The 13,725-nt window shown below is 58.1% G+C and carries 15 protein-coding genes; 10 read left to right on the plus strand and 5 right to left on the minus strand.

The features are described from left to right. Positions 1–210 precede the first annotated feature (210 nt). Positions 211–510, minus strand: a complete 300-nt coding sequence (locus AC812_RS01295; RefSeq protein WP_061913045.1) for a hypothetical protein — start codon at positions 508–510, stop codon at positions 211–213. 100 nt (positions 511–610) lie between these two features. Here AC812_RS01295 and miaB point away from each other — a divergent pair, with 100 nt between their 5' ends. Genes miaB through AC812_RS01315 form a run of 4 tightly spaced genes read left to right on the plus strand, consistent with a single transcriptional unit; the run spans position 611 to position 4,121 of the window. Then, positions 611–1,933, plus strand: a complete 1,323-nt coding sequence (gene miaB, locus AC812_RS01300) for a tRNA (N6-isopentenyl adenosine(37)-C2)-methylthiotransferase MiaB (RefSeq protein ID WP_061913046.1) — start codon at positions 611–613, stop codon at positions 1,931–1,933. Then, entirely contained in the window at positions 1,930–2,661 is a 732-nt protein-coding gene (locus tag AC812_RS01305) for a M23 family metallopeptidase (protein ID WP_061913047.1), read from the plus strand. Before miaB ends, AC812_RS01305 begins: the two co-directional genes overlap by 4 nt. After that, the gene (locus AC812_RS01310) at positions 2,658–3,278 is read left to right on the plus strand and encodes an SDR family NAD(P)-dependent oxidoreductase (RefSeq protein WP_061913048.1); all 621 of its coding nucleotides are present in this window, start codon (positions 2,658–2,660) and stop codon (positions 3,276–3,278) included. Before AC812_RS01305 ends, AC812_RS01310 begins: the two co-directional genes overlap by 4 nt. Before the next feature lie 42 nt (positions 3,279–3,320). Then, entirely contained in the window at positions 3,321–4,121 is an 801-nt protein-coding gene (locus tag AC812_RS01315; protein ID WP_061913049.1) for an AAC(3) family N-acetyltransferase, read from the plus strand. A gap of 2 nt (positions 4,122–4,123) precedes the next feature. Here the strand turns inward: AC812_RS01315 and AC812_RS17410 are convergent, their stop codons facing one another. Continuing rightward, the gene (locus AC812_RS17410; RefSeq protein ID WP_157235372.1) at positions 4,124–4,285 is read right to left on the minus strand and encodes a hypothetical protein; all 162 of its coding nucleotides are present in this window, start codon (positions 4,283–4,285) and stop codon (positions 4,124–4,126) included. Here AC812_RS17410 and tyrS point away from each other — a divergent pair. After that, complete coding sequence (gene tyrS / locus AC812_RS01320; RefSeq protein WP_061913050.1) at positions 4,284–5,564, plus strand: tyrosine--tRNA ligase; 1,281 nt, start codon at positions 4,284–4,286, stop codon at positions 5,562–5,564. The genes AC812_RS17410 and tyrS overlap by 2 nt on opposite strands. A 217-nt stretch (positions 5,565–5,781) precedes the next feature. On the opposite strand, the gene AC812_RS01325 is transcribed toward tyrS, so the two are convergent. Then, complete coding sequence (locus tag AC812_RS01325; protein WP_061913051.1) at positions 5,782–6,504, minus strand: DinB family protein; 723 nt, start codon at positions 6,502–6,504, stop codon at positions 5,782–5,784. A 154-nt stretch (positions 6,505–6,658) separates the two neighbouring features. Further along, entirely contained in the window at positions 6,659–7,171 is a 513-nt protein-coding gene (locus AC812_RS01330; protein WP_061913052.1) for a CHRD domain-containing protein, read from the minus strand. Between the two features lie 192 nt (positions 7,172–7,363). Here AC812_RS01330 and AC812_RS01335 point away from each other — a divergent pair, with 192 nt between their 5' ends. The 3 genes from AC812_RS01335 (at position 7,364) to AC812_RS01345 (ending at position 11,269) form a co-directional block, all read left to right on the plus strand. After that, positions 7,364–8,587 (plus strand): LCP family protein, encoded by a 1,224-nt coding sequence (locus tag AC812_RS01335; RefSeq protein ID WP_061913053.1) that lies wholly within the window; start codon positions 7,364–7,366, stop codon positions 8,585–8,587. A gap of 135 nt (positions 8,588–8,722) precedes the next feature. Further along, complete coding sequence (locus tag AC812_RS01340; protein WP_061913054.1) at positions 8,723–10,606, plus strand: lysozyme family protein; 1,884 nt, start codon at positions 8,723–8,725, stop codon at positions 10,604–10,606. A gap of 93 nt (positions 10,607–10,699) precedes the next feature. Beyond that, positions 10,700–11,269, plus strand: coding sequence for a GNAT family N-acetyltransferase (locus AC812_RS01345; RefSeq protein ID WP_061913055.1), 570 nt, complete (start codon positions 10,700–10,702; stop codon positions 11,267–11,269). Positions 11,270–11,272: 3 nt separating this feature from the next. Here the strand turns inward: AC812_RS01345 and AC812_RS01350 are convergent, their stop codons facing one another. Then, positions 11,273–12,214, minus strand: a complete 942-nt coding sequence (locus AC812_RS01350) for a LysR family transcriptional regulator (protein ID WP_061913056.1) — start codon at positions 12,212–12,214, stop codon at positions 11,273–11,275. A gap of 142 nt (positions 12,215–12,356) precedes the next feature. Here AC812_RS01350 and AC812_RS01355 point away from each other — a divergent pair, with 142 nt between their 5' ends. Together AC812_RS01355 and AC812_RS01360 are read left to right on the plus strand one after the other, a co-directional pair. Then, positions 12,357–12,608, plus strand: a complete 252-nt coding sequence (locus AC812_RS01355; protein WP_061913057.1) for a hypothetical protein — start codon at positions 12,357–12,359, stop codon at positions 12,606–12,608. A 9-nt stretch (positions 12,609–12,617) separates the two neighbouring features. Continuing rightward, positions 12,618–13,721, plus strand: a complete 1,104-nt coding sequence (locus AC812_RS01360; protein ID WP_061913058.1) for a multiheme c-type cytochrome — start codon at positions 12,618–12,620, stop codon at positions 13,719–13,721. Positions 13,722–13,725 lie beyond the last annotated feature (4 nt).

Here is a 13,725-nt window from a genome sequence, read left to right on the forward strand (position 1 = left end):
GCCGAATTAACTTGCGGGTGTAGTGTTTCCACTCGATCAATTCATTCAATTTCCGCAAAAAATGATCGGCTGCTACAACTTGGTCGTACAGATAGTCCCCAAAAAATGATCCTTTGCCGGTTTCTTCAAAACGCTGCTTTTCCATCCCGCTGATCTCCAAAGTGGTTTGGTTCGATTGTATTAAGGTTTTCCCCTTTTCGTCAATCCCAGTTATTTGTTTTTCAACAATCTCCTGGACGGGTTGTTGACATCGCGGGTCAGGTAGTGGAATTCCAGCGGCTGACCATGGAATCTTTCCACATTCTCCGCGGGGCGTTCACCCAACCCCGGTGAGTAGCCTTTCTGAAGGACGATTTGACGGCTTCGGGCAGGGAAGGGGATGTCGAAGCGAATTTCCTCCACCTGAATAAAGCGGGCGATCTGCGGTCTGTCAGGCGCATCTAACATTTCAAGGCGTAATCCAACGCCGCGTTGTGCATCCACCCAGACCCGATAGCGGTCACTTTGCAAGTTAAGTAGTTTCTTTGAAAAAGTATTCCTCCATGAAGCGAATCTAAATCAGACAAAAACACCCTTAATTGCATCTCAAAACCCTGATATAATTTGGCGCATGAAATACTACATCTGGACGGAAGGTTGTCAGATGAACGTGGCCGACTCACAGCGGGTGGCTTCGGCGCTGGAACACCTCGGTTATCACAGCGCATCGCGCGCCGAAGAGGCTGACGTGATCGTGTTGAATACCTGTGTGGTGCGCCAGTCCGCCGAAGATAAAGCTTACGGCCGGCTCAGTTCACTGCGCCCGATCAAAAAGCAGCGCCCCGATCTGGTGATTAACCTGATGGGCTGTCTGGTGGGGGTCAAGGGCAACCCCAAGGTGGCCGAGCGCTTCCCGTATGTGGATGTCTTTTCGCCGCCTTCTGACCCGCGCCCGCTGGTGGAGTACCTGCTGCGCCGCGATGGGCGCGATCTGGAACAGGCCGAGGTCGCCCTGCGTTACGCACTCCAGGACGAAGACCTGACCCTGCCGGCCGAAGAACGCGGCAATCTGGTTTCGGCTTTCATCCCGGTGGTGTACGGCTGCTCGCATGCCTGCACCTTCTGCATCATCCCCTACCGGCGCGGGGTGGAAAAAAGCCGCCCGCCGCAGGAAATTTTGAACGAAGCCCGCGCGCTGGTGGCGCAGGGTGTCAAAGAAATTACCCTGCTGGGGCAGATTGTCGACCGCTACGGCAAGGACAATCCCGACTACCCCACCCTGAGCGGGTTGCTCCGCCGGCTACAACAAATTGAAGGGCTGGAGCGCATCCGCTTCCTCACCTCGCACCCCAACTGGATGACCGATGACCTGCTGGATGCGGTTGCCGAACTGCCCAAGGTCATGCCGCACATCGAAGTGCCGGTGCAGGCCGGCGACGACGAGGTGCTGGCCAACATGCGCCGCGGTTATACCGCCGAGCAGTACCGCCGGCTGGTGGAGAAAATCCGCGCCCGCATCCCCGGCGTTTCCATCGCCACCGATGTGATTGTCGGCTTCCCCGGCGAGAGCGAAGCCCAGTTCCAGCACACCTACGACCTGCTGGCGGAGTTGAAACTGGATGTGGCGCATCTGGCGCGCTACTCGCCGCGCGAAGGCACGGTTTCGGCGCGCCGCATGGCCGATGATGTGCCGGACGAGGAAAAATGGCGGCGTTTCCGCCTGCTGGAAGAATTGCAGGAGACGATTGCCGCCGAAATCCACGCTGCCTACCTCGGCAAGACGGTGGATGTATTGTTCGAAGAACCGGTACGCGGGCGCTGGAAGGGACGCACCCCCACCAATAAACTGGTCTTTGTCGAAAGTGAAGCCGACCTGCGGGGTAAGATCCTGCCGGTGGAAATCACCTGGACGGGACCGTGGTCCATGCAGGGACGCCTGACTCAACCGGCATGAAGCGCGTATTTCCGCTTTTGCTGGGCGGGGCGGTGATTGCCGGACTGGTGGTGGGTTATTTCTGGTTTCTGAATCCGCGCCGCACGGCCAATCGCACCACCCGTGTGGTACAGTTCATCCGTAACCCGCAGAATTATGCCGACTGGATGGTGCGCGCCGGTACACGCTGCGAGGGCGCTCCGTTTGCCTTCCCCACCGATGGTTATATCGGTTTTTTGTGGGATGATTCGTTCCGCCCCGGCCACCGCCACACCGGCCTGGATATTTTCGGCGGCACCCCACCGGGGCAGACGCCGGTGTACGCTGCCTACGACGGCTACCTGACCCGCCTTTCGGACTGGAAATCCACCGTCATCATCCGCATCCCGCAAGACCCGCTCCAACCAGGCCGTCAAATCTGGACGTATTACACCCATCTGGCGGACGAACAGGGCAATTCCCAGATTGCGCCGCAATTTCCGCCCGGCACGAGCGAGGTGTTTGTCGAGCAGGGCACTTTGCTGGGCTTTCAGGGCAATTTTTCTGGCACGCCCGGCGCGCCGGTAGGGGTGCATCTGCATTTTTCGATTGTCAAAGATGACGGGCAGGGTCACTTCCTCAACGAACTGGAGATTGGTAACACCTTCGACCCATCCCCCTACTTCAACCTGCGCCTGAACGCCAACGACAATCCGCCTGTGCCGCAAGTGTGCGAACCAGCGGATGGGCAGGTAAAGGAGCAGCCATGAACCGTAAAAATGGATCCGTCCCCCCACGGGTAGCCCTGGTTTGCGGAGCCGGCCGTGACCCCGGCCGCGCGATTGCCCTCCGTCTGGCGGCTGCCGGCTGGCAGATTGCCGCCCATGATTTACAGCCCCTGCATCTGGAAGAGTTGAAGCAGGAGATCGAGCAAATCGGTTCGGTCTGCCGCACCTACGTGGGGGATACCGGCAAGGGGCTGGCAGCCCGGGCGCTGATTGACGATGTTCTCCATGATTGGGAGCGGCTGGATGTTTTGATGTATTGCCTGCAAGCTGCTCCTTCTGCCGATTTGCTGATGCTGGACGAGTGGGACTGGCAGCGCGCGCTTGAAATCAACCTGAGCGCGCCGTTTTTGCTGGCGCAGGCTGCCGTGGCGGTGATGCGTGAGCAGAAAGGCGGGGGAGGAGTTTTCTTCGTCACCCAGCCCCAACTGGCACGGTCTTCTCTGCCGCTGGCAGCCGCCCAGGCCGGAATTAGCGGGCTGGTGGAAGCCATCGCTTCCGGGCTGCTGGCGTATAATATTCATAGTGCTGTGTTTGCCGCCGCTCAGGACAACCTTGAAACGATTGTTCAACAGGTGCTTCGGCGCGTTGAGACGGATTAATGGCGGAGATACAGCCCATCCCACCGAACGGGGGAGGCTGCCATGCCACTTTCCTATCGTGAACTGGTGCAGGGATTACAGCGGCTGGGGCTGCCAGCCGGTAAACCGGTGATTGCCCATGCCTCGTTGAAGTCGTTTGGGGAGGTACGCGGCGGGGCCGAAACGCTGCTGGGTGCCCTGCTCGGCGTCTTCCCGCATCTGATGATGCCCACCCACACTTACCAGACCATGCTGATTCCGGAAGAAGGCCCGGCCGATAATGCCATCCAATACGGCAGCGGGCGCGATCAAAACGCCATGGCGGTTTTCTTCACCCCCGACCTGCCGGCCGACCCGCTGATGGGCATCCTGCCGGAGGTGCTCCGTAAACACCCGCAGGCAAAGCGTTCAACTCATCCGATCCTTTCGTTTGCCGGAGTGGGCGTGGATGAGACGCTTACCACTCAAACGCTGGCCGAACCGTTGGCGCCCATCCGGGTTTTGAACGAAGAAGAGGGCTGGGTGCTGCTGCTGGGGGTGGATCACACCGTCAATACCAGCATCCATTACGCCGAAAAACTGGCCGGGCGGCGGCAATTCGTGCGTTGGGCGCTGACTCCCGGCGGCGTGGTGGAGTGTCCGGGTTTTCCGGGCTGTTCGCTGGGGTTTGAAAAAGCCGCCCCGCTGCTGCAAGCCGTCACCCGCGAGACTATGATCGGAACGGCACGGGTGCGCGCTTTACCTTTGACCGAGATGACCGGCCTGCTGGTGGCCGCCTTGCAGGAAGACCCGCTGGCGTTTTTGTGCGATGACCCGACCTGCGAACGCTGTGCCGCAACGCGGCAGGCTTTGGCAAGAGAGTAAGGTTACAGGGCAATCTCCCCCGCCATGGCTGTGGGGGAGATTGCCGCGCTGGCTGAGACGATTTCCTCAAATCGTTGAAAATCCTCATCCGCAGGCGGGGTTGTGTTAGAATTAGAGACGGCTGCCCGGCAGCCGCAAAAAATCCCTCTGTTTAGGTGAACCATGCCTGCAAACGCATTTGAAGAACTCCAATGGCGCGGGCTGGTCTTTGATTGTATCGAAGGCGTCCAGAACCTGCTTGCCACCCAGACCGTCACCGTCTATAACGGTTTTGATGTGACCGCCGATAGCCTGCACATCGGTCACCTTGTGCCGTTGCTGGCGCTGGCGCGCTTGCAGCGTTACGGTCATCACCCGATTGCGGTGGCGGGCGGCGGCACGACCATGATCGGCGATCCGAGCGGCAAGAGCAGCGAACGCCCGCTACTTTCGCGTCAGCAGATCGAAGAAAACGCCGAAGCCATCAAGGGGCAGCTGGCGCGTTTTCTGGATTTCGACTCCAAAACCAACCCGGCCCGGCTGGTCAACAACGCCGACTGGCTGCTGCCTCTCAACCTGATTGACTTCCTGCGGGACATTGGCAAGCATTTCACCGTCAATTACATGATTGCCAAGGACTCGGTGCGCGCCCGGCTGGAGCGCGAAGAGGGCATTTCTTTCACCGAGTTCAGTTACATGCTCCTGCAATCCTACGACTTTCTGCACCTGTACCGCACCTACGGCTGCCTGCTGCAAACCGGTGGCTCGGATCAGTGGGGAAACATTACCGCCGGGGTGGAGTTGATTCGCCGTGTAACCGGCGGGACGGCCTATGGACTGGTTTACCCGCTCATCACCAAAGCCGATGGCAGTAAATTCGGCAAGACCGAAAGCGGTGCGGTCTGGCTTGACCCCCGGCGCACCTCGCCCTACCGCTTCTACCAGTTCTGGCTGAACACGGATGACCGCGACGTGATTCACTACCTGAAAGTGTTTACTTTCCTGACCCAGCCGGAAATCGAGGAATTGCAGCACGCGCTGGAAGAAAAACCCGAACAGCGCGATGCCCAGCGTACGCTGGCGCGGGTGATGACCGGCATGCTGCACGGCGAAACTGCCCTGGCGCGCGCTGAACAGGCTGCACAGGTGTTGTTTGGCGGCGCGGTGGAGGGGCTTTCGGCCGCGGAGATTGAGGATATCTTTGCCGATGTCCCCTCAGCACGCTTGAACAAAGACCAGTTCAGCGGGACAGGCCTGAATATCGTAGATTTACTGGTTGGCAGCGGGATGATGAAATCCAGGGGTGAAGCCCGCCGCGCCATCGGTGAGGGCGGAATTTACCTGAACAATCATCGTGTTGCCGAAAGTGAACGTCTGGTGACCGTCAATGATCTGCTGGAAGGTCGTTTCCTCATCCTGCGGCGCGGTAAAAAGACCTACTTTTTGGTGGAAGTGGTCGGATAGAACCCCGCTCAAAACCAGTTTTCGGGGCGAGATTAACCGCATATCCGTCGCCGCAAGCGAGCGAGGCAATCTCCCGCAAAGCCGTTACAGAGGCTGGCTGGGAGATGTCCACCTGCACTGCACCAAGCGCAGTGCGGTACAGGTGTCGCTCCGCTCGGCATGACATTAAACGCTAATCCGTCGCCGCGAGCCGCCGTCAGGCGGCGTGGCGGTTTTTCTAACCCAATTCGCGCGTGCCGGAAAGCAGTTTTTGAATGTGGGCGATGTGATCGCGTTCGTGCCACGCAGCGCGGCGCAGCAGTTTACGCGGGCTCCAAAATTCGCCGTCCTTGCCCACCACTTTCACTTCACCTTCCAGCGTCGGCAGCGTTTCCACCAGTCTGCGGCGCACCGCATCCAACTGCTCAAACACATCCTCCGGCAACTCGCGTCGGCTGATGCCGGCCAGCCCCAGGCGGTCGAGGTACCACCATTCGGCTTTGGCAACATGCCCCAGCACCCCGCGGATGCTCCAGCGTTCACCGGGGTAAGGCCGGTCAAGAATGGTGTCGGATAGGCCTTCTACCAGTTTGAGCAGGTCGGCGCGACTGAAGGAGAGGATATCCAGCCCGCGGCGCACTTCCAGCCGGGTGAGCGGCTTCCAGTCGTAGCGGAACCAGGCGTTGACCGAATAACGCCCGTCCGGCTTGACATCGAAGTTTTCGTCAATTTCGTACACTTCCCACACATCCACCAGCCGCACATCCACATCATGCACATCGTCGAGCCACGATTGGGCGGTGTGACTGGCAATCCAGCGTTTATATTCCAGAAATGCCAGCGCCATATTCATGACGGCCTCACTGCTTTCTGTGCCGTAGGCAAAACAACCGGGATGTTCCAGCGCCCATGCCAGCGAGCGGTTTTCAACATTGTTTTCCAGTCCAACCAGAATGTGCATGAGTTTTCCTCCGCCTTCAAGTTGAGATTACCCCTATTATAGCAACTTGTTTGACCAGGATTCGGTTAAAAATCCTTTGAGAGGAATGGGGAAAAATAAAACACCCGGCCGGGGATGCTGCACGGGTGTTTTGGGGTGGGGAATTGGAGAATGTTTAAGGTTCCAGCAATTGACCACGCTCTTCGCCCATCGGGTTGAGGGCTGTGTGAACATTGACATAAATCAGTCCGCTGCGCAGGTAGTTGTTGAACTGCGCGCCGGTTACGCCGGCGGCCATCAACTGCGCCGGGCCGATCACGCCGGTGATGTACAGGTTGCCGTCGGCATCGTAGGTGCAATCACCCACCACCGAAGGCGCAGGCGAACCGCACAGGCTGATGAAAATCGGTGCGGTCTGGGTTGCATCCGCCGGGGCATGCAGGTGAACACCGGTTGCCGGGCCGGAAAGCCGGCGCCCAATCACGGTGAAATTAAAACTGCCGTCCATGTTGGAGACCACCACAGCCGAACCGCGTGCCGTCGAACCAACCACTTCGTGGAGTTCATTGTCCGGTGAAAGGCTGGCTCGAAAGACCTGCTTGCGGGCTATCGCCGCGCCGCCGGGCAGCGCCAAAGCAACCGCAACCAGTAAGACAACCGCCAGTAAAAACCATTTTTGGAAACGCATGCAAATACCTCCTGGGAAAAAAGAAAGGGGAAAAACAACGTCCTAAAATTGATTGTACTGCGGAAAATTCAGAAATCAATTACCTTTTTAGTCAATAATATTATAACTTTATTTGAATCAATCCCCGCGGCTTTGTTTCGTCATCAATCCAAAACCTCACTCCTGCCCTTTGGCCTGCTATAATTCAGAAAGATGTTGTCCTTTTCTTTCTTCCTGCGCCGCAAAGCCGCCCTGCTGATGATGGTGCTGCTGCTGGCTGGCTGTGTGAGTCCTCCTACCAGATTGACGGCTACCCCCTCGGCAACCGCTTCGCCGCTGCCCGTTCAACCGCCTTCGGCGACGGCTACCTTGCCGGGTTTCCGCACACCGCGGGCGGTTTTCCCCACCCCGCGCCTGACGCCGATCACCCCCATCCCGCCGCCGCTTTCCCAAATCCGCCTGCCGGTGGAGGTGCGCACGCTGGTGCTGGTGGGGCTGGATTACAGCACCCCCTACGCTGGGCGCGGGGATGCTGTTGCGCTGGTGTTTTATCAACCGCGGCTTGGGCGCGCCAGTGTCCTTTCTCTGCCGCCGGACTTGTTCGTCTACATTCCCGGGTATACCATGCAGCGCCTCAACACGGCTTATGCTGTTGGCGGGGTGCGGATGCTGGCCGATACCCTGGAATACAACTTTGGCGTGCGCCCGGACGATTACGTAATCGTGCGGCTGGAAGCCCTGGTTTACTTCATTGACGATTTGGGCGGGCTGGAAGTGACCGTTGCCGAAAAGATGCCCGAAATCTGCAACGATATACCGCCCGGCCGTCACCTGCTGGACGGCGATCAGGTGATGTGTTACCTGCGTTATCGCATCGGTCAGGATGAAGAAAACCGCAACCTGCGCCAGCAGGAAATCCTGCGTCTGATTGTTCAGCGCATGGTTTCCGGCGGAACACTCGTGCGCCTGCCCGAACTGTATCAAAATTACCGCAACAGCGTTGAAAGCAGCCTGACCCTGCCGGACTTGCAAGTCTTAATCCCCTTCGCCCTGCGGTTGGGGGATGCCAGTCATCTCGGTTTTTTCCGTTTGGGCAAGGATGATCTGGAAACGTGGGAAATCCCGCAGGCGCTCAAACCGGTGGTTTTTTTGCCAAAGCCGGAGCGGGTGGCGGTTCAGGTGCAATCCGCGATTGATTTTGTGCTGACTCCCGTGCCGAACACCGACCGTCTGCTGACCCTGGAATACGAACTGACCATCAGCCCGACTCCGACCAACACCCGCACGCCCACCCTCACCCCGACGATTACACCAACCCCCGTCTTCACCCAGACGCTGACCCCCACCACCAGCCTGACGCCAACCCCGACCGGCAGCATCACCCCCACCGGTTCGATCACTGTATCGCCCAGCGTTACCCCCACCCCAACCCCGTGAGTCTTTTCGTTTTGGAAAGGTATCCGGTGGGGGTGTTCGTAAACCTTGTGCTTTATGATAAACTAATCCAAGACGGAGTCATCCATCCCATAGCCTTGGCACATTCTGTGCAGGGAGAGCAGTGAGTAAGTCAACATGAAACGGCTGGCGGTGTTGGGGATGATTGTATTGCTTGCCGGTGGGCTGTTTACAGCCGCACTCCCTGCGCCTGCGCCGGTACTCGCCGAAGAAACGACACCCGAAGCGCCCAAACGCCTGACCACCCTCCAAATCAACTTTGAACGCCACGAGTGGTGGCTGGTGCGCTGGAAAAATAACGAGATCACCTGCCGTTTTCTGGTGGAACACGAAGGCCTGCCGATTGCCGATGAGATTCGCGTGTGGTGTGGGACGACCCTCTACAACGAATGGCTGGCCACCAAACCCTGTGCGCTTACCTCACCGGATCAGTCCCTGCAATCCTGCCCCGGTTTGTACCTGTTTCACTTTACCAGTTATCCGGCCAGCAAAGAAGTCAATGTGGAACTACCCCTGCCGGCGGTGTGGGTCAGTGTGACCGGTTGTACCCCCCAGCCGCCCGGTAATCGTTGCGAAAGTCTGCCTCAATTGCTGCTGACCGGCGAAGAGCCGCTGCCTAATGAGACCATCATCAGCATTCAGGGAACGCTCAACGGCAATCCTTTTGTTTGCAATGGGGATGCCTGTGCCATTCCCTTGCAGCCAACCGGTCAGGGAGGGGTGACGGTCGAGTTTTGGGCCGACTCGAGCTTTGGCGATTCCAGCCCAAAATTCAGCGCCTTGGTGCGGGTCATTCCGCAGGGAGATTTTATGTCGCCGGAGGGAGTTTCCACGGACAAACCGCTCTACTACGTGGATGTGTTGAGCAGTCAGTGGCGCGGCGGTGCGCTGGCTTCCTGTTCCGATATCTGGGGATCGTTTCCGCCGATTGGCGGGCCGGCCCCGTGGCTGACCACGCCGCAAGACCCGCAGGAATTGTACTCGGCAGTCAGCCTGTATTATCTGGCGGGGATGCTGATTGCCAACGGCGAAGTGGACGCCAGCGAATGCCGCGATGGCGGACTGGCAACCCCGTTGACCGCCAGCGAATGCGGTGTGCGCGCAGCGTATGAGCAGGTGGTGGCCTGGCAAAACCGCTTCGATGAGGAAATCTGGAATGTGGCGCAGGATACGGGTGTGCCGGCTCAACTGCTGAAAAACATTTTCAGCCGCGAAAGCCAGTTCTGGCCGGGCATCTACCGCAATTACAAAGAAGCCGGTCTTGGACAGTTGACCGAAAAAGGCGCCGATACGGTCTTGTTGTGGAATCCGAGTTTCTTTGACCAGTTCTGTCCGCTGGTGCTGCACCAGAGTCGTTGTGATCTCGGTTTCGGTAATATCAAGGAAGATGAGCGGGCGCTGCTGCGGGGTGCCCTGGTGGGCAAGGTCAACGCTGCCTGTGCCGACTGCCCGGCGGGGATTGACCTTTCACAGGCGCATTTCAGCATCCGCGTGTTTGCTGAGGGGATGATCGGCAACTGCGAGCAGGTGGGGCGGGTTTTGAACAACCTGACCGGCAAGACGGCCGGTTCGGTGGCGACCTATGAAGACCTGTGGCGGTTTACGCTGGTCAATTACAACGCCGGGCCGGGCTGTCTGGCTACGGCGGTGCGCAAAGCGCTCAGTTTGGGTCAGCCGTTAACCTGGCAGAATGTTTCGGCTCAGTTGGAGCCAGCCTGTCAGGGCGCGATCAAGTACGTCAACGACATCAGCCAAAAGTTGAGCGGGGTTCAGCCTACGCCGACTTCGTGGGTGTACCCCGGTCAGCCGCCGCCGCAGGCCACCGTAGTTACCCTGCCGCCGGGTGTCACCCCCGTGCTTCAGCCGACTCTGCCACCGGGGGCAACCCCCCAACCGGGTGCGACGCCTCAGCCCGGCTACCCGCCACCGCAAGCCACCCCGGTTGAAGGCTATCCCTATCCCGTCCAGCCCACCCCCACGTTTTACAACCCCTACCCTTAATCGCTTAACGCCGGAAAGAAAGGGCGCAATGGGATTGAAAAAATTTTCATTATTTCAATCCCTTTTCAGCGGTTAGCAGTATAATCTCAACTTATGAAACACGAATCTCTATCGGATGACATCCTGTTGCTCGAAACAGAACGGCTGGTTTTACGCCCGCTCCAAACGAAGGACGCCGCCGGTTTGCTGGCGTTATACGCCATCCCCGAAGTGACCGAATTTACCGATATTCCCACCATGCAAGAAGAATCGGAAGCCCTCCGCTGGATTGAGGAACTGAATGCCATGCGCCGCGCCGGTCAGGGCTTGCGCTGGGGGGTGTTTGACCGCGAGAGCGGCGGGTTAATCGGAACGTGCGGTTTTCACCACTGGGATCAGTCTCGCCGGCGGGCCGAGATCAGTTACGACCTCAGCCCAAAATGGTGGGGACAGGGCTACATGCGCGAGGCGCTGCAAGCCGTACTGCAATTCGGCTTTGACCGACTCAACCTGCACCGCATCGAAGCGCTGGTTGACCCGCGCGATACCCGCTCGCAAAACCTGCTCTACGGACTGGGCTTCAAGTTAGAGGGCGTCCTGCGTGACCACGACTTGATCAAAGACCATTTTCAGGATGACATGGTCTTTGCGTTGTTAGAGGGGGAGTGGAAGAAACAGGCTTGAAAATTACTCGCTAACGGGCTGAAAACGGCTGCCTAACTCCGCCTGAATTTCCTGCTGGTGGGCGAAAATAAAATCCCAAAAGACGGCTGCGGCGCTGCTGAGCGGATTGAGCCGGTGGCGAGTCATGTAAATTTGCTGTTCAAGATGAACGCCGCGTATGGACACAGTGCGTACATCCGGCAGGATCAGGTTTTGCAGCACCATCTGAGAAACAAAACCCACCCCCACGCCACGCTGAACGGCAACCGCAATCGCCTCTGAATTGCCCATGCGCAGCACCAGCGCTAATTCGTGGATGTTGATGCCGTGCCTCGCCAGCGTTTCTTTGACTACGCGGAAAGTGCCGGCGCACTCCTCGCGCAGGATGAAGCGTTCGTTTTTAAGTTCCTCCACTTCGATTTCCCCGCGCCTCGCCCACGGGTGATTCGCCGGCACGATCAGGTGAATGGGGTCGGTTATGAAGGGGCGGAATTCGTAGTGGTGATCGAACTCGTCAATACTGCTGGAAAAGGCAAAATGGGCTTCCCCTTTCTCCAGCATCTCCAGCGCACCTATTCGACTCATCACCAGGCACTGAGCGCTGACCCGCGGATAATGGCGTAAAAAGTCACTCACCACCACCGGCAGGACGTACTTGCCCGGGGTGGTGCTGCAGGCAATCGTTAAAAAGCCGCTGATCTGCCCGCGGCTGGCATCCACCACCTCGCGCGCCCGCAGGTTGAGGGTGACCAGCTGGCGGGCAACCGGTAAGAAACTTTCACCCGTCTGGCTTAGCTGTAACCTTCGCCCGCTGCGCACGAATAAAGCCTCGCCCAATTGATTTTCTAACGCCTGAATGGTTTGGGTGACGGCGGGCTGGGAGAGATTCAGTTTTTTGGCTGCCTGAGAAAAGTTGAGCGTTTCGGCAGCCACGATAAAAACGCGCAACTGGTGGGGGTCAAACATGACATACTCTCTTTTTATAAGGAAAACTTATCCAATTCTATCATGAGTTCCAATGATGGATTGTGACAATATTCACTAACTGACAGATTAAACAAACCTTAGAATTTATAAGGAAGTGTATTCCCCGTAAAAGGAGCAAATTATGGGAAAATTACGCATCTGGCTTGGATTGCTGGCAGGGTTCTTGATTCTGCTGGCGGGCTGTGCGCGGGCTACTCAGCCGGCCCCAACCGCCACCAGTGAGGTCCCTGCCCGGCCGACCGCTCCTGCTGCAACCGCCACCTCCCAGCCGCAGGTCAATTACTGCGTCGAATGCCACACCGACAAAGACCGCCTGATTCAAACGGCTAAACCGGAGGAAGAGGTCATCGAAGAATCGGAAGGGGCTGGCTGAGGGGGCGAAGTGGCTCCGTTGGAGCCTTGGGAGAAAGTTTTAGTTAGCGCCAGTTTTCTGGAAAGTACGCACGGACAGTTTACCTGCGTGCAGTGCCATGGCGGAACCCAATCACCCGACAAGGACACTGCCCATACTAATCTGATTGCTAACCCCTACACCGACAGTGTCGGCCGCTGCGACCGCTGCCACGCCGAAATCATGGCCACCTTCCCGGATAGTCTGCATGCCTCACTGTCGGGCTACCCGGTTGCCATGCAATCGCGCAGCGTACCGGAAAACCACCCCGCCCTGCAGGAAGCCTACAACAATCACTGCTCGAAATGCCACAGTTCCTGCACCGATTGTCACATTACCCAACCGCAGCACCTCGGCGGCGGCTTTCTGGATGGTCATAATTTTGTCAAAACACCGCCGATGACGCGTACCTGTACGGCCTGCCACGGCACGCGGGTGGGAGATGAGTACCTCGGCAAGCACGAGGATATCCCTGGCGATGTCCACTTCCGGGTTGGGCGGATGAACTGCGTTGCCTGCCACAGCGGCGAGTCGCTCCACAACACCCCGGCGGATGCGCGCGGCAACCGCTACTGGGGCGAGCAGTCACCGGCCTGCACCACCTGCCACACCACGGTTGGGCAAAAAGACGACCCCATCTTGCAGCATACCATCCACGGGGAAAAATTATCCTGTCAGGTGTGTCATTCGGTCAGTTACACCTCCTGCGATGGCTGTCATGTGGCCATCAGTGATAAGACCGGCCAGCCGTTCTTCCGCACCGAAGCCACCTACCTGACCTTCTTTATCGGTAAAAATCCCCTGGATAACCAAAACCGCCCCTACGAGTATGTGCCGCTGCGGCATGTGCCGGTTGCCCCGACCAGTTTTGAGTACTACGGCGAAAATCTGCTGCCCAATTTTGATTTGCGTCCGACGTGGATGTACGCTACCCCCCATAACATCCAGCGCAAGACGCCTCAAAATCAGTCCTGCAACAGTTGTCATGGAAATGCGGCTATTTTCCTGACGGCTGATAAGGTCAAACCGGAGGAGTTGAACGCCAACCAGCGGGTGATTGTGGAAGAGATACCCGCTCCCATTCCGGGACAATAAAAAC

The sequence above is a fragment of the Bellilinea caldifistulae genome, assembly GCF_001306055.1.
Lineage (GTDB): Bacteria > Chloroflexota > Anaerolineae > Anaerolineales > Anaerolineaceae > Bellilinea > Bellilinea caldifistulae.